Origin of the sequence: Rhizobium sp. BK376, assembly GCF_004341625.1 — a bacterium.
Classification (GTDB): Bacteria; Pseudomonadota; Alphaproteobacteria; order Rhizobiales; family Rhizobiaceae; genus Rhizobium.
In genome coordinates this window covers 61,691-81,562 of sequence record NZ_SLZG01000016.1, presented here as the reverse complement: position 1 = coordinate 81,562, position 19,872 = coordinate 61,691, and the positions used below count along the sequence as shown (strand labels likewise).

The following is a 19,872-nucleotide window of genomic DNA, read 5'->3' as shown; positions in this document are numbered from 1 at the left end:
CGAGCAGCGCGCGGGGAAGGATCGATCTCTCACGAGCGATCCTATGATCTGGAAACGCTGCCGCAGCGGTGCGGCGCTGAAAAGTGAAACGGGAATTTGAGCAAGAGATGAGCAAACACATCACCCCGACCGAAGCGGCAGCCCTGATACCTGATGGCGCGATCGTCTCGGTCTCGTCCTCCAGCGGCCTCGGCTGCCCCGACCTCATGCTCAGCGCAATCGGCGAACGCTTCGACGCGACGGGGCATCCAAGGGACATCACGACGCTTCACCCTATTGCCGCGGGTGATATGAGCGGCATTAGGGGTGTCGATTACATCGCGAAGAAGGGCTTACTGAAGCGCATCCTCGGTGGCTCCTATCCCTCGGGGCCATCGACGTCAGAACCGCCGCTGATCTGGCAGATGATAACGAACAACGAGATCCCGGCCTACAATATCCCGTCGGGCATCATGTTCGACATGCACCGCGAAGCCGCAGCGAAGCGACCGGGCGTGCTGACGAGGATCGGCCTCGATACGTTCGTCGATCCGAAGCGCCAGGGCTGCGCGATGAACGCAGCGGCGGGCGAAGAGCCTGTCGTCAAGCGCGTTTCGTTCGAGGGAGAGGAATGGCTTTATTTCCCCGCGATCATTCCACAGGTGACGATCATACGGGCGACCACTGCCGACGAACGCGGCAATCTTACCTATGAGCACGAGGGCGCCTATCTCGGCGGCCTCGACCAGGCGCTTGCTGCCCGTAACAACGGCGGAATTGTCATTGCCCAGGTCAAGCGCATTACCAAGCAGGGCTCGCTGAAACCGCACGATGTCCGGGTTCCGGGGATGCTGGTTGACTATGTTGTGGTCGACCCTGATCAGAAGCAGACGACGCAAACCCTTTATGATCCTGCGATCTCAGGCGAGATTTTTCGTCCGCTCGAGACCTTCCGGGTGCCCGAATTCAATATTCAGAAGGTGATCGCACGGCGTGTCGCACAGGAATTGCAGGCAAACAGCTGCGTTAACCTGGGCTTCGGCATTTCGGCGAACGTCCCGCGAATCCTGATGGAGGAGGGGCTGCATGGTGCCGTGACATGGGTGATCGAACAGGGTGCTGTGGGCGGCGTTCCACTGCTGGATTTCGCCTTCGGCTGTGCTTCCAATGCTGACGCGTTCATGCCTTCGCCCTATCAGTTCACTTACTTCCAGGGTGCCGGTTTCGACGCGTCGCTGCTCTCCTTCCTCGAGATCGGCCGCGATGGTTCCGTCAACGTATCGAAATTGTCCTTTCGGCCGCATGTGACTGCTGGGGCCGGCGGCTTTGTCGACATTACAGCGCGGGCAAGAAAGATCGTCTTCTCCGGCATGTTCAATGCCGGCGCAAAGCTCGCGATCGCCGACGGCAAGCTGATCGTCGAGAAGGAGGGCAAGCTGAAGAAACTGGTGAACGAGGTCGAGCACGTCACTTTCTCTGGTCGCCGTGCGATCGAGCAAGGCCAGGACATTACCTATGTCACCGAACGTTGCGTCATGAAGCTCACCGGGGATGGCATCACGCTTACGGAAATAGCGCCGGGTGTCGACCTGCAGACGCAGGTCCTGGATCAGGCGGAATTCCCATTGATCGTAGCCGACAATCTCAAGCTCATGGATGCCAGGCTTTTTGCCGAGGACCTTATCGGTCTCTCCCTGCCGACCAAGCCCGCGCGTGTTCTGGAGGGAAGTTTCAATGGCTGAGGGAACCGTCCGGGTCGAGGTCGACGATCACATTGCAGTCCTGACCGTTTCGCGGCCGCAGAAGCTGAATGCGCTCGACCTCGACATGCTCAAGGCTCTTTCGGCGGCGGCAGACGAAGTCGAAGCCAATCCGGTCGTTCGCGTCGCAATTCTCACCGGCGAGGGAAAGGCATTTTCGGCTGGCGGAGATATTAAGGCTTGGGGTGGAATGGAAGCGCAGGAGTTCGGGCACGCATGGGTGCGCTACGGGCATCGCGTCTTCGAGCGATTGGCAACGCTGCGCGTTCCCCTGGTTGCCGCGCTGAACGGCCATGCCCTCGGCGGTGGCCTCGAACTCGCCGGTCTTGCCGACATCCGGATTGCGGAAGGGCAGATCAAGATCGGATTACCGGAGACGGGGCTCGGTATGGTGCCCGGCTGGTCCGGTACGCAACGTCTGGTGAAGAGATTCGGCGCCCAGGTCGTCCGTCGCATGGCGCTCGGCGGCGAGGTGTTCACGGCGGAGGAAGCTCGCTTGCTCGGCCTCGTCGACATCGTCTCGCCAACCGGCGGCGCTCTTGAGGCAGCCAGGAGCTATGCGAAACGGGTCGCATCGCGAGGACCGGCTGCACTTGAGATCGTAAAGCTCATGATCGCCTCGGCGAGTGGCGAGGATAACGGATCGGCCGTCGAAGCGCTGGGATCGATCCTAGTCGCCAAGACCGCGGACCTTAGGGAAGGCGTTGCCGCATTCAGCGAGAAACGCCCCGCAAATTTCGAGGGAGGATGGTAATGACGGTTCTAGTGAATCCAAGGGCGCTGCGCGACCATAAGGCTCGCCATTTCAAGATGCTGATCGGTGGTGAGTGGGTGTCCGCCAGCGCGGACCCGATTGAGCGCGTTGCGCCAAGTCATGGCGTTGTCGTCAGCAGCTTTCAGGCGGGTTCCAAGGCTGATGCGGAACGGGCCATCTCCGCTGCCCGAAACGCCTTTGACACGGGACCCTGGTCGCGCATGACCGGATCGGAGCGCTCCAGAATCCTCTTGAAGGCAGCCGATCTCATAGCAGCCCGTTCGGAGGAATTGGCCTATCTGGATGCGATCGAAGCGGGAAAGCCGATCAGCCAAGTGAAAGGCGAGATCGCCGGCTCCGTCGACATATGGCGCTACGCGGCAGCGCTCGCACGCGACCTCCACGGCGAGAGCTACAATACGCTGGGCGAAGCTACGCTCGGCGTCGTTCTTCGCGAAGCCATCGGCGTTGTCTCCATCATCACCCCATGGAATTTTCCGTTCCTGATTGTCGGCCAGAAGCTTCCCTTTGCCTTGGCAGCGGGCTGCACGACCGTGGTGAAGCCGTCGGAGTTGACGTCCGGATCGACGCTGGTGCTGGGCGAGATCCTGCAGGAGGCGGGGGTTCCTGATGGCGTCGTCAACATTGTGACGGGCACCGGCCCCGAGGTGGGAGCCGTCATGACATCCCACCCGCAGGTGGACATGGTCTCCTTCACCGGCTCTACCGGCGTCGGAAAGCTGACGATGACAAATGCGGCGCAGACGTTGAAGAAAGTCTCGCTGGAACTGGGCGGCAAGAACCCGCAGATCGTCTTCCCAGATGCCGATCTCGAAGCGTTCATCGATGCCGCGGTGTTCGGCGCCTATTTCAATGCCGGCGAGTGCTGCAATGCAGGCTCGCGGCTCATCCTTCACAAGAGCATCGCCAAGGACGTGGTGAGCCGCGTCTCGGAACTGGCGAGGGGTGTCAAGGTTGGTGATCCGCTTGATCCGACGACCAAGGTCGGCGCGATGATCACTCCGCAGCATCTTGAGAAGGTTGCCGCCTACATTGCCGGCGCGAAAGACAAGGGCGTCGAAGTGGCGCATGGCGGTGAAACCCTGGATCTCGGTATGGGTCAGTTCATGGCACCGACCATCCTTTCAGGCGTGACGCCCGATATGGCGGTCGCGCGTGAAGAAGTCTTCGGGCCGGTTCTCTCGGTTCTGACATTCGAGACGACCGCAGAGGCTGTCGAGATCGCAAATTCGGTCGACTACGGCCTTTCTGCTGGTGTCTGGAGCCGTGATTTCGATACCTGCCTGACGATCGGGCGAAAGGTTCGGGCCGGGACTGTCTGGATGAACACCTTCATGGATGGTGCGTCCGAGCTTCCGTTCGGCGGATACAAGCAATCCGGTCTCGGCCGCGAACTCGGTCGCCATTCGGTCGAGGACTACACCGAAACAAAGACGCTCAACATGCATATCGGCGCCCGCACGGGTTGGTGGATGCCGCAGGCCGCCGACAGGCGCGGATAGAAACAGCACGCCGGGGAGGGCGGCTCGGGGGCATACGCTATGTGCCTCGGGCATCGAAGGATATGAGGGCATGGGAGAGATGAGTGAAAAGCCCGTCGCCGTCGTGACCGGCGGTCGACGCGGCATTGGCTTTGGGGTCGCCACAGCGATGGCCAGGGCCGGATACAATATTGCGATCACCGGTGTCGACGACGTTGATGCCGCCGAAGGCGCGGTCGTCAGCATCAAAGAGTTGGGTGCGGAAGTCGTCTATCTCCAGGCCGATATCCGTGCTGTCGAGAAACATGAGGAAACAGCGCATGCCGTGCTTCGCAAATTCGGGCGGATTGACACTCTGGTGAATAATGCCGGCGTGGGAGCCGTTGTGCGGGGAGATTTCCTCGGGCTTGCACCAGAAAATTTCGACATTGTCATGTCGACAAACCTCAGAGGCACGGTCTTCTTCACGCAGGCGGTGGTCAAGGCGATGCTGGTATCGGGTGCTGTGCCGCCGCATCCCCGTTCCGTCATCAACATTACTTCCGTATCTGCCGAGGCCAGTTCGCCGGAGCGCCTGGACTATTGCATAAGCAAGGCAGGCCTTTCAGCGTTTTCGCAGGGGCTTGCGCTGCGATTGGCAGAGTCAGGCATTTCCGTTTTCGAGGTGCGGCCGGGGATCGTTCGCACGGACATGACGGCGGGCGTCGCGTCCAAATACGACGCGCTGATCGAAGGCGGCCTGGTTCCTATGAAACGCTGGGGCGACGCCGAGGATATCGGCAGGATTTGCACAGCGCTTGCCAGCGGCAGCTTTGCTTTTGCGACCGGCACGGTGATCAACGCCGACGGTGGTCTTTCAATACCGCGCTTGTGACAGGGTGGAGACAATGAGATTCGATTACATCATAACGGGTGCGGGTCCTGCAGGCTGCGTTCTGGCCAACCGATTGAGCGAAGACCCCAATGTCAATGTCCTGTTGCTTGAGGCCGGTGGCCGCGACTGGAATCCGTTGTTCCACATGCCGGCCGGTTTCGCGAAGATGACAAAGGGCCTGGCAAGCTGGGGCTGGGAGACCGTTCCTCAGAAACATATGAAGGGAAGGGTGCTGCGCTATACCCAGGCCAAGGTCATTGGCGGCGGATCGTCGATCAATGCGCAGCTCTATACACGCGGAAATGCCGTAGATTACGATCTCTGGGCTTCGGAGGACGGCTGCGAAGGCTGGGACTATCGCTCCATACTGCCATACTTCAAGCGCGCCGAGGACAATCAGCGCTTCGCCGACGATTACCATTCCTATGGCGGCCCTCTCGGCGTTTCAATGCCGGTATCCGCGTTGCCGATCTGCGATGCCTATATCCGGGCGGGGCAGGAACTTGGCATCCCTCACAATCACGACTTCAACGGTCGGCAGCAGGCCGGCGTCGGCTTCTATCAGCTGACCCAGCGCAATCGGCGCAGATCATCGGCATCTCTGGCCTACCTTTCTCCGATCAAGGACCGAAAGAACCTCAGGATCAGAACGGGGGCTCGGGTCGCGCGGATCGTGCTCGAAGGAAATCGTGCGACAGGCGTGGAAATTGTCACCGAAAAAGGCTCTGAGATCGTGCGAGCAGAGCGGGAGGTGTTGGTGACATCAGGCGCGATCGGGTCCCCAAAGCTCCTTCTGCAATCGGGAATCGGCCCTGCGGATCATCTGAAATCGGTCGGCGTAAAGGTTCTCCACGATCTCGCCGGCGTCGGCGGAAACCTTCAGGACCATCTCGATCTCTTCGTTATTTCCGAATGCACGGGCGATCACACGTATGACGGTGTCGCAAAGCTTCACCGGACCGTTTGGGCCGGTCTCGAATATATCCTGTTTCGCAGCGGTCCTGTCGCCTCGTCGCTCTTCGAGACCGGCGGCTTCTGGTATGCGGACCCCGATGCACGCTCTCCGGATATCCAGTTCCATCTCGGTCTCGGTTCCGGGATCGAGGCCGGCGTGGAAAAACTGAAAAATGCCGGCGTTACCTTGAATTCCGCCTATCTGCATCCTCGTTCGCGCGGAACGGTGAGACTGGTTTCGTCAGACCCGACGGCTGCGCCGCTGATCGATCCCAATTACTGGTCCGATCCGCACGACAGGACGATGTCGATCGAGGGCCTGAAGATCGCGCGGGAGATCATGCAGCAGCAAGCGTTGAAGCCGTTTGTGCTGGCGGAGCGCCTCCCAGGTCCGAAGGTCGTCACCGACGAGCAGCTTTTCGATTATGGATGCGCCAATGCAAAGACCGACCATCATCCTGTCGGGACCTGCAAGATGGGTACTCGTCCTGATGCCGTCGTCGGCCTTGATCTGAAGGTGCATGGTCTGGAAGGTCTGCGTGTCTGCGACTCCTCCGTCATGCCACGGGTTCCGTCGTGCAACACCAACGCGCCGACGATCATGGTCGGCGAGAAGGGCGCGGACATTATCCGCGGACTTCCGCCTCTGCCGGCGGCTGTCTTTGCCCATGAGCGTAATGATATGCGTCCGCGGGCACGCGCTGGAGTCCGGTGAGCTCATAAAAAAGGCCCCAGGATGAAGCATCCTGGGGCCCTAGCGTCGTAGCGATGGCGCCCCTTAAGCGGCGGAGAAGGGGACCGCTACGAACGACTTGTTTTCGCCGCGCTCGATCAGCAATAGCACTGACTTTCTGCCCGACTTTGCAGCATCGGCGACAGCGAGTTTGACCTGACGAGCATCCTGAACGGCCTTTCCGTTCACGGACACGATGACATCACCCGTCTGGATGCCGGCAGCGGCTGCGGTTTTGTCCGGGTTAACCTGGGCGACGACAGCACCTGTCGCGTCGTCCGGCAGGTTGAGCTGAGCCTTTGTCTCGGCGGTAAGGTCGGCGAGTGCTACGCCAATGCTCGGGCCTGACTGCTTCATGTCACCGCCCTTGGCGTCGGCTGTCTGAAGCTTGCCGTCATCGTTGCCGCCGATCGTGACATTCAGGTCCATGGACTTGCCGTCACGAACAATGCTCATCTTCTCTTCTGCACCAGGAGAGAGGTCAGCCACGAGACGCGACAGATCCTTGGGGCTCTTTACAGTCTCGCTGCCAACGCCGGTGACGATATCGCCTGCCTTCAGGCCGGCATGTGCGGCTGCCGTCCCGTCGGTTACTGCGGCGACAAGCGCGCCTTCGGCCTTTGACAGCCCGACTGCATCGGCGACATCCTGGGTTACCGGCTGTATCTGAACGCCGAGATAGCCGTGGTCGATCGAGCCGTTCTTCTGGAGCTTGGCAACAATCGCCTTTGCCTCGTCAGAGGGGATGGCGAAGCCAACACCGACGCTGCCGCCATTCGGCGAGTAGATCGCGGTGTTGATGCCGACGACATTGCCATCGCGGTCAACAAGGGGGCCACCGGAGTTGCCATGATTGATCGGGGCGTCAATCTGGATGAAGTCGTCATAGGGACCGCTATGCAGATCGCGTCCGCGCGCCGACACGATGCCCGCCGTTACCGTGGTGCCGATGCCGAACGGATTGCCGATTGCAAGAATCTGGTCACCGAGCTTCAGTTTCGAGGAGTCGCCCCAGGCGATCGTCGGGAGCTGCTTTCCGGCCTCTACCTTCAGCACTGCCAGATCCGACTTGGCGTCTGCTCCAAGGAGCTTGGCGGGAAGCTCGGTCCCGTCGTCCAGCGTGACCTTGATGTCCTTGCCGTTCTGGATGACGTGGTTGTTCGTTACGATCACGCCATCGGAGCTGAGGATGAAGCCCGAACCGAGGGCTTCGCCGGCCGAATGACGCGGAGAGCTTTGGCCCTGGCCTTGGCCCGGCACCGGAATGCCCTGGTTTTCGAAGAACTGCCTGAATTGCTCGTCCATCGGGCTGCCGTTTTCGTCGTCGCTGACATTGGTCGGCTTCAGGGTTGTGGTAATCGTGACCACTGCCGGCTTGTCGGCGTCGACAACCGACGCGAACGAACCGCTGGATGCGACTGGATTGCTGACTTCCGCCGGAGCTGCGAAGGCATCGATTGCGAAGGGCAGGGAAACGGATCCTGCAATGATGGCAGCCCCTACGAGCGCGGCTGTACGACGGTTTCGAAGAATGTTTGACATATTTCTAGTCCCTTGAGAGCGGTGGGCTGGCGGCACAGTTACTCACGATCCAGGAGTTTATACTGCCAGGATTGAAGTTATGTTTTCTGATGTCGAGTATCTATCGTACAAGTGAGGGTGATTTCCTCTTTTGTACGTTTGTTCTGTAACGATCTCTTGAGAAGAATATGAGTAGATCGAAATCTATTTGCAAATTAAATGTAGGTTATATTCAGATTGCCGAAAATTAAGAAATTACAGATGTTTAATGTTGGGCATACATACCTTTAGGGGAGGTTGCTCGCCGCTCTGAGGCAGCCTTTCGCCGAAGCAGCTTGCGATTTTGAGATCAGTCCGGTTGCTTGCGCACCGATCCCACCTTGGCAATCACTTCATTTGGAATCCGATAGCGCTGGATCACATCGCGGCCATTTCGCAGGCCGCAAATTTCCCTCTGGATGAAGAAGGCCCAAACCGCGTCCGAGGCGTCGTTCACGAGGGCTTCGCGCTGCGCAGCGGTAGACCGGTCCGCATTCCATGCTGCCAAGGCAGCCAGCGCGTTCTCCACCTTTAGTCCATTGCGTCCAAGAGAACTCGCGCGCTCCGACAGGAGTTCGTATTCGAGAACGTTGAATCCACCATCGGCTGAGAACTGCCGGAACGATTGCGGGGGACGAACGGACATAGCTGGATACCTCGGAATTTCTGGCGATGCTAACCGATCATTTCGAGCAGATCGAGAGGCAAGCTTGCCGCAACACCATGGCGGCAATGTAACCTTCGGAAAGAGCATTATCTTTGAAACCGAACGGGACGATGTTATTGATCGCCACAACCGCTGAATAAAGGGGCGCGTTCGTGGAATTGAGGCAGTTACAGCATTTCGTGGCGGTTGCCGAAGAGCAGCACTTTACCCGGGCTGCCCAGCGGGTAAATGTCGTCCAGTCCGCGCTTTCCAGTTCGATCAGGGCGCTGGAGGAGGAACTGGAGGCAAAACTCTTCGTTCGCAGCACGCGACAGGTTCGGCTGACCTCTGTCGGCCGCGCGTTCCTCGACAAGGCGCGTATTGCGCTTGATGCGGTGCGCGATGCCCGCGATGCGGTGACGGCTATACAGGGGCTCAATCGTGGAACGCTGAGTATCGGCACCGTCCAGAGCCTGCCCGCTTTTCTTGATCTGCCGTCTCTGCTTGCCTCGTTTCACGGGCTTTATCCCGGCATCGAGGTGCGGCTCTGCCAAGGCAGTTCGTCGCATCTTCTCGACAAGGTCCGCAGTGGCCGGCTTGACCTTGCCATCGTGCCGCTCTGCGATCCACCGGTCGGCATCGCGACGACCATGATCGCTTGCGAGGCCCTCGTGGCGGTATGTCCGCCCGACCACCCCCTGGCCGGCCGCGAGAATGTTCCCCTCTCGGCTTTTGCCAATGAGCCGTTCGTAGATTTCGAGCCGGCCTGGGGAACGCGCCAGCTCGTGGACCGTGGCTTCAATGAAGCGGGAATCGAGCGGCGAATCGCGTTTGAGGTCAGCGATCTCGACACGCAATTGGAATTGGTCGCTCGTGGTCTCGGCGTTGCTCTTGTTCCCGAAGTTGTGGCGGAAGAGCAGCATCCTTCGCTCGGCATTGCCCGGCTTGCGGAACCGGAAATCTGCTGGGAACTGGTGATTGCCTGCGCGTCCCACGGCGAGGCAGAACAGGCGCCCGCCGATCGGGCGCCCAAGGCGTTTCTGGACCTCTTGCTCGGCGCCGGACGCTTTCAGACGTCCTGACGGCCAAGTGTTACATCAGGTCTTGGGGACGTAGTTGCGCCAGTTGTGCTCTTCCTTGAAGCCCAGCACTTCGCGAATTTTCTTGTTGGCGATGGGGGCTTCGTATTCACCAAGTTCGCGATGAACTGGCGTGTTCGGCGCCCAACGCTTCAGGAAGTCACGCGTCGGTTCGTTGGCGGTGATCGTATCGTTCACGGCATTGAACACCTGATAGCCGAGACCATCCTTCTCCACGCAGAGGTGGACGATCTGGCCGAGGTCCCGGGCGTCGATATAGCTCCAGGCGTTGCGCTTGCGGGATGGCGGGTCCGCGACGAATGCCGGGAAACGATCATATTCATGCGGTTCGATGACGTTGCCGATGCGCAGCGCATAGATATCGGCGCCCGTCCGCATGGCGAAGGCACGAGCCGTCTTTTCGTTGACGACTTTCGAGAGACCGTAACTGTCCATCGGATCGACGTCATAGTCTTCCTCGAGCGGGAAGGTGTGGAAATCCTTGTCGCCTTCCGCAAAGCAGACGCCGTAGGTGGTTTCGCTTGAAGCAATTATCACCTTGCGGATGCCAAGCTTCACCGCAGCCTCGATGACGTTGTAGGTAGATGCAACATTGGCCTGGAAAGTCGTGTTGTCGGGCCGGATGAGGATGCGCGGAACGGCAGCAAAATGCACGACGGCGTCTACGGGGGCGGGGCCTTTGCCCGTCTCCAATCCCTTGAAGTCGAAGTGCATGGAGAGTGCGTTGAAGGTCTGGCCGCTGTCTGTCAGGTCGGTGATCAGCGTGTTGACGCCGGGATGGTTCAGCGGAACGAGGTCAAGGTTGAAGACCTCGTGGCCCTTGTCCAGCAGGTAGGGCACGACGTGACGGCCAGCCTTGCCGCTGCCGCCGGTGAAGACGATACGCTTGCTCATGGTCGAAATCTCCCAATGTTATGGTCTGCAACTTGGCCCGCGCGATTGGCGCGAGAACAGTTCGTCAGGGCATCAGCTGGCCACCATTGACCTCGAGCGTCTGGCCGATCATGTAGCCGGAGAGCGCGGACGAAGCCAGGAACAGGTATGCACCGACGCAGTCTTCGGCGGTGCCAAGCCGACCTTGCGGGATCGTTGCGAGCTGGGCGGCAAGCTGCGCCTGGGTCGAATAGCGCTCATGGAAGGGCGTTTCGATAACGCCAGGTGCGACGGCATTGACGCGGATGCCGAAGGGGATCAGTTCCTTTGCCATGCCGCGGGTCACGTTCGCGACAAATGCCTTGGAGGAGCCATAGAGACCGGCTCCGTTGCTCGCGCCGTTGCGGGCAGCAATGGAGGTGGTGTTGATAATGAAGCCACCGCTGACCTTGAGGTGCGGGATCGCTGCTGTCGACGCCGCAATCACCGACCGCGCGTTGAGATCCATGACGGCGTCATAGCTGCCGTCGGTTGCTTCCTGGTAGGGGACGCGCGCAACCATGCCACCGGCATTGTTGATCAGACCCTCGAGATGGCCGAAATGAGCGGCGGTTTCTTCGACCACACGCACCATTTCACCCGAACGCGAGGCATCGCCACGCGTCAGGAAAACCGTGCCGTCGGCGTCGCGGATTTCGGCGGCCAGCTTCTCGGCGGCATCGACGCTCGAATTATAATGCAGGCCGACTAGGGCGCCCTGCGCGGCGAATGCGCGGGCCAGCGCTGCCCCGATGCCGGTCGATGCGCCTGTTATCAGCACCGCCTTGCCGGCGAGATCGGAAATTTTGAGCGATGGTGTCGTCATGTCTTCTCCTGGGGCGTTCCCCTGATGAATGGCCGGCCCGAACCGGGGCCGGAAAATTGGAAAGAGAGAAAGGATTTTCCAATCCATTCTCTCTTTCTGTTTGAATGGCAAGCCGCATATGCAGTATGCGATTGCGCATGCCTCGATTTCAGAACCCGTTGACCTGGATCGGCGTATATGGCGCCTCCAGGGAAGCGATCTCGTCAGCGGAAAGCGTCAGATCCACAGCGGCAATGGCGTCTTCGACATGGCCGAGTTTGCTCGCCCCGATGATGGGAGATGTCACCCCATTCTTTTGCAGCACCCAGGCGAGCGCCACCTGCGCCATGGAAACACTTCTTTTTTTGGCAACGGTCTCGACCGCCGCGACGATCTCCGGGGCCCCACCCGCGGTGTTTTCATACATGGTCTTATTATAGCGGTCCGTGGTGGCGCGCTTGGTTTCAGTGCCCCATGGGCGCGTCAGCTTGCCGCCGCCAAGCGGGCTCCAGGGGAGGATCGCGATGCCCTGGTTCAGGCAGAGCGGCAGCATCTCGCGTTCTTCTTCCCGGTAGACGAGGCTCAGCTGATCCTGCATCGAGACGAAGCGGGTCCAGCCGTTGCTGTCGGCTGCGTGCTGCAGCTTTGCGAACTGCCACGCCCACATGGAGGAGGCGCCGATATAGCGCGCCTTGCCCGATCGAACGACGTCGTTCAGGGCCTCCATCGTTTCTTCGACCGGGGTGAAAGAATCGAAGCGGTGGATCTGGTAGAGGTCGACATAGTCCGTGCCGAGCCGGCGCAGGCTGTTGTCGATTTCGCTGAGAATGGCTGCTCGCGAGAGCCCCTGGCCGTTCGGGCCGGGTCGCATGCGGCCGAAGACCTTGGTCGCCAGCACGATCTCTTCACGCGGCGCCAATTCCTTGATGAGCTGGCCGGTGATCTCCTCGCTGGTTCCCTGAGCGTAGACATTGGCGGTGTCGAAGAAATTGATACCGGCATCCCAGGCGCGCCGATACATCGGACGTCCTTCATCGAGGCCGAGGACCCAGGGCCGTTCCTCCGTCACTTTGCCGAAGGACATGCAGCCGAAGCAGATGCGGCTGACTTCGAGGCCGGTCTTGCCGAGACGTGTATATTTCATGATTTCTCCTCCCATTCTTCATCGGACATGGTCGCCCGTCGAACGGTCCGGCGACAGTAGCTGCCGCGGCTTTGATCTGTCCAATTGATTGTGTCGATTACATTAATCGATCGGGCCGCTTAATGGGCGATCGCTGATCTTTAGGCAATTATAAAGAAGACCTCGGCCCCTTGCCTATTGGTCCGCCGACCGAGGTCTTTCCCTGCCGTCGACCGAATTTGAGGTGAGGCAACCGGCTTTCTGCAATGTCATCAAATTGCCGTCCAATCGGACCGCACGAAAAGCTTTACGGTGAGTAAATATCGACTGCGCCTGCGTCGAAACACGACACCCCGATAGAAACGCCTGTCCCGTTCCGATGTTCCCTGCTGATCGCAAACAGCGGCCCTGCAGGCGATGCAGGGCCGATCATTCCGGCGGATTACGAAGCCTTCACATCCGAAAGACGCTGAAGAAGCATTGCCCACGCGGTAAGTCCGAGGCGAAAATTCGCAAGCCGGAAGAACTCGTTGGGTGCATGATAATCTTCGTCCGATGTCGAAAAGGAGAAGAAGATCGCTTCCCGGCCGAGATGCTTGCGAAAGGATGCGCCGATCGGAATGGTCGCGCCCATGGCAACACGCAGCGGTGGCTGGCCCAGAAGTTCCGACAGGACGCCTTCGGCGACCTCAAGCGCGGGCAGGTCAGGATCGACGAAGAAAGCCTCGCTGCCGGGGCCGTGGCGATGAACATCGAGAGAGAAACCGGCCGGCAAGCGTTCCTGCAGGTGCCGGTTCAGGACCTCCTCGATATGGTCGGGCTTCTGCCCGGCGATCAATCGGCAGGTAATCTTGACGCTGGCATAGGTCGGAATAACGGTCTTCGTGCCTTTCCCCTGATAGCCGCCGGAAATCCCGTTGAACTCCAACGTCGGCTCCAGCCACTGCCGGATCAAAAGATCGCGGCCGTTGTCGATCGGGTCAGGCTTGGCCGAGCCGATCTCGCGGTAATAGGCATCTGCATCGAACTGTGCAGCTTCAATCGCAGCTATGATGCGGGCATCCGGCGGGCTTGTGCCATCCAGGTAGCCCTCGACGCTTACGCGCCCGTCGGGACCGTGCATGGATGCGATCAATGCCGCCAGTGCGGCAATCGGATTCGGTGCGCTACCGCCATGACGGCCGGAATGCAGATCCTTCGACGCACCCGTTACCGTGACCTCGAAGGCGACGAGGCCACGGCTCGCCACCGTCATCGACGGACGATCCGGCCGCCACATGGCGCCATCGGCTGAAATGACCATGTCGCAGGCAAGGAGGTCCCGATATTTTTGAAGAGTACCGTCGAAATGAGGGCTGCCGGATTCCTCCTCCCCTTCGATCAGGACCTTGAGATTGACCGGCAACCGGCCCTCGGTCTGCATGAAGGCTTCGGCGGCCAGGATCGGGATCAGCAAAGGTCCCTTGTCATCAGATACGCCGCGCGCATAGAGACGGCCGTCGCGCTCATCCGGCTCGAACGCCGGCGTCTTCCATTTGTCGAGCGGATCCGGCGGTTGAACGTCGTAATGTCCGTAGACAAGAAAGGTCGGAAGCGCGGGGTCGCTGATGATCTCGCCATAGACGGCGGGATGTCCCCCGGTTTCCAGCTGCTTGACGCCGGAAAAGCCTGCCTTCGCCAACCGTTCCGCAACGAAATTGGCCGCAGCGGCAATGCCCTCGGCATAGGCGGGGTCGGTGCTGACGCTCGGGATGCGGCAGAAGGCTTTGAGGTCCTCCAGCCCCGCATCGAAATGCTCATCGAGATAGGCCTGAACCTTGCTCATTTGCCACCGTCCACGCTGATGACCTGGCCGGAAATCCAGCCGGCATAATCCGAGGCGAAGAACATAACCATGCCGGCAATGTCTTCAGGCGCGCCGAGGCGCTTTAGCGCGATATTCTGCAGGAGCTTTGCCTGGCCCTCCTGACCCATCGCTTCCCACTGTCGCTCCGTCGTCGGGTTCGAAAGGACAAAGCCGGGCGCGACGTTGTTGACCGTGATGTTCCACGGGCCAAGCTCGTGAGCGAGCTGCCGTGTCAGACCGATCTGCCCGGCCTTGGCGCTGGCATAGGCCTGGATACCCGTGAGCGAAATGCCGAGACCTGCGCCACTCGAGATATTGATAATGCGTCCGGCCTTTTTCTGCTTCATGCCTGGCGCTACCGCCTGGGACATGAAAAAGGCACCGGAAAGATTGACGTCGAAGATGGTCTGCCAATCCTCTTCGGAAATATCCTCGATCGGACGACCCACCTGGCCGCGAACGCCGCCGGCATTGTTGACGAGGACATCGACCGCGCCGGAGGAGGCTTCGATCGCTGCAACCGTCTCCTGCACCGCGGTACGGCTGCCGACGTCTAGAATATGGGTTGTCGTCTTGGCGCCGCAGAGATTGACCGTTTCGAGAAGCCCGGTTTCGTTGACGTCGCAGACGTGCACGTTAGCACCACGCTCGGCAAAGCCCTGCGCGATGGCGCGGCCGAAACCGTGGGCTGCGCCTGTTACGATGACGGTTTTGCCGTCGAAGTCGATATTCATGCCGCAGTCCTCGCAAGCTCGTCGAGATTTGCGAGATCGAGCGGTCGCTTGCCGTCCTCGATCTCATGGATCATTTTCACGACCTGGGCAGCGATAGGTGTCGGTATTCCAAGCGAATGTCCGATTTCGACGACAGGCAGCACCTGCGCGTCCACCTCTGTCCGGCGCTTGCGAATTGCAAGATCGCGCCAGATGCCGGAATGGGATTTCAGCGATTTCCGGTTATGCACGACCATCTCGTCGAAGGAGCGTGCGGTCTCGGAAGCAGGCGCGGTCGGTGCAAAGGCAGCAGGGTCGAAACCGTCAAAAGCCTGCGTTGCGATATTGTTGGCGGCGGCGACCGTGCCGACTTCATGGGCAAGCCGCGTCAGCACCGGCCGATAGGCCTGGTTGGCGAATACGTCGGCGATGCTGTCGTTGGTGAGGGCGGTGCCAAAGAGCAGGGCGCCGTAGATGAGCTTGCCCCAGAGATAACCCCAGATGTTGTCGGTAAGCACGGCCTTGGGCTCGAACTGGTGCATCAGCGCGTAGATGTCCTCGATGCGGTCAGTCGTCTTGCCATCGAGTTCGCCGACCACAACGGCGCCGTGGCCGCTATAGTGAACGACGCCCGGCTCCAGGTAATCCGCACCGAAATTGACGAAGCAGCCGATGACGCGATGATCGCCAACAATGCGGCCGATCACCGGCTCGTTCAGACCGTTCTGAGCCGACACCACGTAGCCGTCGGATGCCAGATGCTCGACAAGAGCCTGGGCCGCAGCCTCGGTGTGCTGTGCCTTCACGCAAAGGAACATGCGCTCATAGACGCCTTCGAAAGTTTCCGGCGTGAACGCCTTGGCTTTGACGGTGTCCTGGAAGATCGGCCCATCGATCCTCAAACCCTTCGCGTTGATTGCGTCGACATGATCCTTGGCGTTGTCGACGAAGACCACCTCATGGCCGGCCCGAATGAAGGCCGCGCCCAGCGTTCCGCCGATTGCGCCGGCGCCCCAGATGATGATGGGATTGGTCATGCCCAATCTCCTTCGAGAAGCGCGCGGGTTTCCTTGACCGCAACATCCCAGATCGCCAGCATTTCTTCATCCGGACGCTCGTAGTAGCCGCCGAAATTGCCGTCGCCGAGATAGGCCTTCACGGCATCAGGACCCATGACGCGCATGCGCGGAAGGTCGATCATCGGCTTCTGCTGCGTCGGCAGCTTTTCGCCGGGCAGGCGGGTCCAGGGGAAATTCTCCATCCAGGATGCGTGCGAGGCGACCGTGTCGATTTCCTGCACCTTCGCGAAGGTCTTCGGAGAATTCCACCAGTTGTGGAACTTGACGGCACAATCCTGGTTGTCGGCCATCCATTCGATCGCAAGGCTGCCGGCCGGCTGATTGCCGCCGTGGCCGTTGACGATGAGGATGCGGCGGAAGCCCTGGCGCTTTAGTCCGTCGAGGATGTCGCGGACGATGGCGATATAGGTCTCTTGCCGCAGGCTGATCGTGCCGGGGTAGGAGAGGAAATAAGGCGTGATGCCATAGGCGACGACAGGGAAGACCGGGATGCCGAGCGGCTCTGCGGCCTCGGCCGCAACGCGCTCCGAAAGGATGGAATCGACCGACAGCGAAAGCTGCGCATGCTGCTCCGTGCTGCCGAGCGGCAGGATCGCGCGGTCGTCATTCTTCAGGTAGGCCTCGATATGATGCCAGTTTGCTTCGGAAACTCTCACGATATAGTCCTCTCTATTCGCTGTTTTTATTTCTCTGAATTGGCTGCGGCTCGGGCCGCGGGCTTGTCCGATGGTTGCAGCTGCTCCTCCGCTGCCCGGATGATGGGAACGATGACGCGCTCGATATCGGCCGTGTCCGGCGCGTGACGATATTCGATCGCCTGCAGCCCCGGCGGCAGGCGCGAAACGATGTTCTCGGCACCCGACGCGTAGATCACGACGCTGGATCGCGCGATGAGCGCATCAAGCCCTGATGTTTCGAGTGTTGCGGCTGAGATTTCGCTCACATGGGGCGCGAAACGCTGGACGCCGCTCTTCATGATCGGCAGGAAATCGGGAAAGCGCGACACAACAGCGATCGACGCAAGGGAATCCAGCGAGGCCAGGGCCAGGCGTGTCTCTTCCGATGGCGTGAAGCTGATGGTGACAACCTTGGTATTGGGAACAAGCCCTGCCACCTCGCGGTGCCGGTTGGCGAAGGTGACGGCGAGATCCGCCGAATTGGCTCGCGCCCTGGCATTTACGTCCCGCTCGATGGCCGAGACGGTCAGGGGCTCGACGGTGACGGACCGTCCAAGCCGCGCTGCGATAAAACGCGCATAGCTTGCCGTCGCTTCCGGAAACAGGCCGATCATGACGATGCGGATGCGCGGGCCGATGCTGTCGCGATAGAAGACGCGGGCGCTGACCAGCGAGACGAGCTCGGCGGGGCGAATGCCGAGCGTGCGGCTTTCGTCGATCAACTGATCGATATGGCGATGCAGGCCGCTCGCATCGGCGCGTCCGGCCAAGCGGGATTGCAGGCTGTCGGTCACGAAGGTCCCGGAGCCCGGTTTGGCATCGATCAGGCCCGCAGCCTTCAGATCGGCATAGACCTGGCTGACCGTCATCGGCGCGACGCCGATCTTCTCCGCAAGCTCGCGTACCGACGGAAGCGTCTCGCCGGGAGTAAGCTCGCCGCAGGCAATTCCATATTCGATGAGGCCGTGGAGCTGCGTGCGCAAGGGCACGGGCAACTCGCGATCGACGAAGAACTCCATGAATCCCGTTCGATTTTAGCTGTTATAGTAGATTATGACAATTAATCGTGCCGCGCAGAAAGCGGCCTGTCAACCGCCCATCTGCTCCCGCAGAAATTAATGAAAAAACGGTTGACAGTAAAAAAATCACATGAAATCGTTATAGTCAACAATAACACTTTATGCGTTCATAAGAACAAGGGGAATGCAATGAGGACGTTTACCAAAGCAGCTTTCGCGACAGCTCTTTTGCTGAGCACTAGCATTTCGGCTTTCGCCGTCGAGCGCGGTGGCACGCTTACCTACGGTCGCTACGCCGACAGTCTTTTCCTTGAGCCGGTGCTCAACGACGCCAACGTCGATATCTGGGTCCTGTCCAACCTTTACGATACGCTACTCCTGCCGACAGACGACGGCAAGGGCGTTCAGGCCGGCCTTGCAACCGATTGGAAAGTCGCTGACGACGGCCTCAGCGTCACGCTGACGCTGCGCGACGGCATCAAGTTCTCCGATGGCACGCCGATCACGCCGGCCGACGTGGCCTGGTCCCTGAAGCGCGCTTCGAAGCCCGACAACGGCGAATGGACCTTCCTCGTCAGCTCGATCGACGATGTGACGACGCAGGGCGACAAGACCGTCGTTATTAAGCTGAAGCATACCGATCCCGCGATCCTGACGGCGCTGACCGTCTTCAACACCGGCATCATGCCGCAGAAGGCATTCGAGGCGGCGGCTGGCGCAACTGAAGCTGACAAGGCGAAGGCATTCGCCGAGCATCCGATCGGCTCCGGTCCGTTCATGCTGCAGTCGTGGAACCGCGGCTCGGAAATGAAGCTGGTTCGCAACCCCTATTATTGGGGCAAGGGTGAGGACGGCAAGCCGCTGCCCTATCTCGACGGCATCAATTTCGAAGTCATCCCGGATGACGCGACGCGTATCCTGAAGCTGAATTCGGGCGAGCTCGATGGCGCCGAGTTCATCCCCTATTCGCGCGTCGACGAGCTGAAGTCGGCCGGCAACCTGAACATGGAGCTCTATCCCTCGACCCGCGTCCAGGGCATTACGCTCAACGTTCGCCCGCAGCTTGGTGGCAAGGACAATCCGCTGTCAAACGCCAAGGTTCGCCAGGCGATGAACTATGCCACCAACAAGGACGCGATCATCCAGATCGTGACCCATGGTGTCGGCACGCCGATGACCTCCTTCATGTCGACGGCAACCCCGCTGCATTCCGGCGACAAGCCGCTCTTCCCCTATGATCTCGACAAGGCGAAGGGCTTGATGAAGGAAGCCGGCTTCGAGAAGGGCTTCTCTACGAGCCTGCTCGTCCTTGCCGGCAACCAGGACGAAATCGGCATCGCAACTGCGCTGCAGCAGATGTGGGGCGCGATCGGCATCAAGCTCGACCTGCAGCAGGTCGACAATCCGAGCCGCACCCAGCAATATCGCGATGGTACGTTCACGATGCGTGAATCGGCATGGACCGACGACATCGCCGACCCGAACGAGATCGCCTCCTACTTCGTCTATTCTCCGAACATCCAGGCCCTGCACAGCGGCTGGAAGAGCGAGGAAGCCGACAAGCTCTTCGAGGCTTCGCAGAAGGAGATCGATGCCAAGAAGCGTGCCGATCAATATGCTCGCATCCAGGAGATCTACAATGCCGACGGCCCGTTCCTGCCGCTCTATGAGACCCCTTATCCGGTCGCGCTGAGCAAAAAGGTCCACGGGTTCCTGCAGATCCCGCTCGGCAACAACATCTTCACCAAGACTTGGATCGAGAAGTGATTTCGACTTCAGGCGCGGGCGGGTTCAACCCGCTCGCGCCGAAGTTTGACGTCACAGTGTGTTCGGGAG

General features: G+C 60.0%; 17 protein-coding genes. 7 read left to right on the top strand and 10 right to left on the bottom strand.

Translation table 11 applies throughout. The annotated features are described in order from the left end of the window. Positions 1–107: 107 nt before the first annotated feature. From EV561_RS27075 to EV561_RS27055, 5 genes are all read left to right on the top strand, one after another. Positions 108–1,721, top strand: a complete 1,614-nt coding sequence (locus EV561_RS27075; protein WP_132526338.1) for an acyl CoA:acetate/3-ketoacid CoA transferase — start codon at positions 108–110, stop codon at positions 1,719–1,721. After that, the gene (locus EV561_RS27070; RefSeq protein ID WP_132526336.1) at positions 1,714–2,493 is read left to right on the top strand and encodes an enoyl-CoA hydratase/isomerase family protein; all 780 of its coding nucleotides are present in this window, start codon (positions 1,714–1,716) and stop codon (positions 2,491–2,493) included. Before EV561_RS27075 ends, EV561_RS27070 begins: the two co-directional genes overlap by 8 nt. Further along, positions 2,493–4,016 (top strand): aldehyde dehydrogenase family protein, encoded by a 1,524-nt coding sequence (locus EV561_RS27065; protein WP_132526334.1) that lies wholly within the window; start codon positions 2,493–2,495, stop codon positions 4,014–4,016. Before EV561_RS27070 ends, EV561_RS27065 begins: the two co-directional genes overlap by 1 nt. A 79-nt stretch (positions 4,017–4,095) precedes the next feature. Next, a complete protein-coding gene (locus tag EV561_RS27060; protein WP_132526470.1) occupies positions 4,096–4,869 on the top strand; it encodes a 3-ketoacyl-ACP reductase in 774 nt (257 codons plus the stop codon). Positions 4,870–4,882: 13 nt separating this feature from the next. Then, positions 4,883–6,538, top strand: coding sequence for a GMC family oxidoreductase N-terminal domain-containing protein (locus EV561_RS27055; RefSeq protein ID WP_132526332.1), 1,656 nt, complete (start codon positions 4,883–4,885; stop codon positions 6,536–6,538). Positions 6,539–6,601: 63 nt separating this feature from the next. On the opposite strand, the gene EV561_RS27050 is transcribed toward EV561_RS27055, so the two are convergent. Together EV561_RS27050 and EV561_RS27045 are read right to left on the bottom strand one after the other, a co-directional pair. Further along, a complete protein-coding gene (locus EV561_RS27050; RefSeq protein WP_132526330.1) occupies positions 6,602–8,098 on the bottom strand; it encodes a DegQ family serine endoprotease in 1,497 nt (498 codons plus the stop codon). A 328-nt stretch (positions 8,099–8,426) separates the two neighbouring features. Beyond that, a complete protein-coding gene (locus tag EV561_RS27045; protein WP_132526328.1) occupies positions 8,427–8,762 on the bottom strand; it encodes a DUF6665 family protein in 336 nt (111 codons plus the stop codon). Positions 8,763–8,935: 173 nt separating this feature from the next. Here EV561_RS27045 and EV561_RS27040 point away from each other — a divergent pair, with 173 nt between their 5' ends. Further along, positions 8,936–9,844: a LysR substrate-binding domain-containing protein gene (locus EV561_RS27040; protein WP_132526326.1), complete on the top strand. Its 909-nt coding sequence runs from the start codon at positions 8,936–8,938 to the stop codon at positions 9,842–9,844. A 15-nt stretch (positions 9,845–9,859) separates the two neighbouring features. Here the strand turns inward: EV561_RS27040 and EV561_RS27035 are convergent, their stop codons facing one another. The 8 genes from EV561_RS27035 to EV561_RS27000 all read right to left on the bottom strand — a co-directional run bounded on the left by EV561_RS27035 (position 9,860) and on the right by EV561_RS27000 (position 18,036). Further along, a complete protein-coding gene (locus tag EV561_RS27035) occupies positions 9,860–10,756 on the bottom strand; it encodes an NAD(P)-dependent oxidoreductase (protein ID WP_132526324.1) in 897 nt (298 codons plus the stop codon). A gap of 64 nt (positions 10,757–10,820) precedes the next feature. Next, complete coding sequence (locus EV561_RS27030) at positions 10,821–11,600, bottom strand: SDR family oxidoreductase (RefSeq protein ID WP_132526322.1); 780 nt, start codon at positions 11,598–11,600, stop codon at positions 10,821–10,823. A 148-nt stretch (positions 11,601–11,748) separates the two neighbouring features. Next, the gene (locus EV561_RS27025; protein ID WP_132526320.1) at positions 11,749–12,723 is read right to left on the bottom strand and encodes an aldo/keto reductase; all 975 of its coding nucleotides are present in this window, start codon (positions 12,721–12,723) and stop codon (positions 11,749–11,751) included. A 421-nt stretch (positions 12,724–13,144) separates the two neighbouring features. After that, a complete protein-coding gene (locus EV561_RS27020) occupies positions 13,145–14,527 on the bottom strand; it encodes a dipeptidase (protein WP_132526318.1) in 1,383 nt (460 codons plus the stop codon). Beyond that, positions 14,524–15,282, bottom strand: coding sequence for an SDR family NAD(P)-dependent oxidoreductase (locus EV561_RS27015; RefSeq protein WP_132526316.1), 759 nt, complete (start codon positions 15,280–15,282; stop codon positions 14,524–14,526). The genes EV561_RS27020 and EV561_RS27015 overlap by 4 nt, the downstream gene beginning before the upstream one ends. Next, positions 15,279–16,298, bottom strand: coding sequence for a 2-dehydropantoate 2-reductase (locus EV561_RS27010; protein WP_132526314.1), 1,020 nt, complete (start codon positions 16,296–16,298; stop codon positions 15,279–15,281). Before EV561_RS27010 ends, EV561_RS27015 begins: the two co-directional genes overlap by 4 nt. After that, the gene (locus EV561_RS27005) at positions 16,295–16,996 is read right to left on the bottom strand and encodes a creatininase family protein (protein ID WP_132526312.1); all 702 of its coding nucleotides are present in this window, start codon (positions 16,994–16,996) and stop codon (positions 16,295–16,297) included. The genes EV561_RS27010 and EV561_RS27005 overlap by 4 nt, the downstream gene beginning before the upstream one ends. Positions 16,997–17,022: 26 nt before the next feature. Beyond that, on the bottom strand, positions 17,023–18,036 hold the full coding sequence (locus EV561_RS27000; RefSeq protein ID WP_132526310.1) for a GntR family transcriptional regulator: 1,014 nt from the start codon (positions 18,034–18,036) through the stop codon (positions 17,023–17,025). A gap of 189 nt (positions 18,037–18,225) precedes the next feature. On the opposite strand from EV561_RS27000, the gene EV561_RS26995 reads away from it, so the two are divergent. Then, positions 18,226–19,803, top strand: a complete 1,578-nt coding sequence (locus EV561_RS26995; RefSeq protein ID WP_132526308.1) for an ABC transporter substrate-binding protein — start codon at positions 18,226–18,228, stop codon at positions 19,801–19,803. The last annotated feature ends 69 nt before the right edge of the window (positions 19,804–19,872 follow it).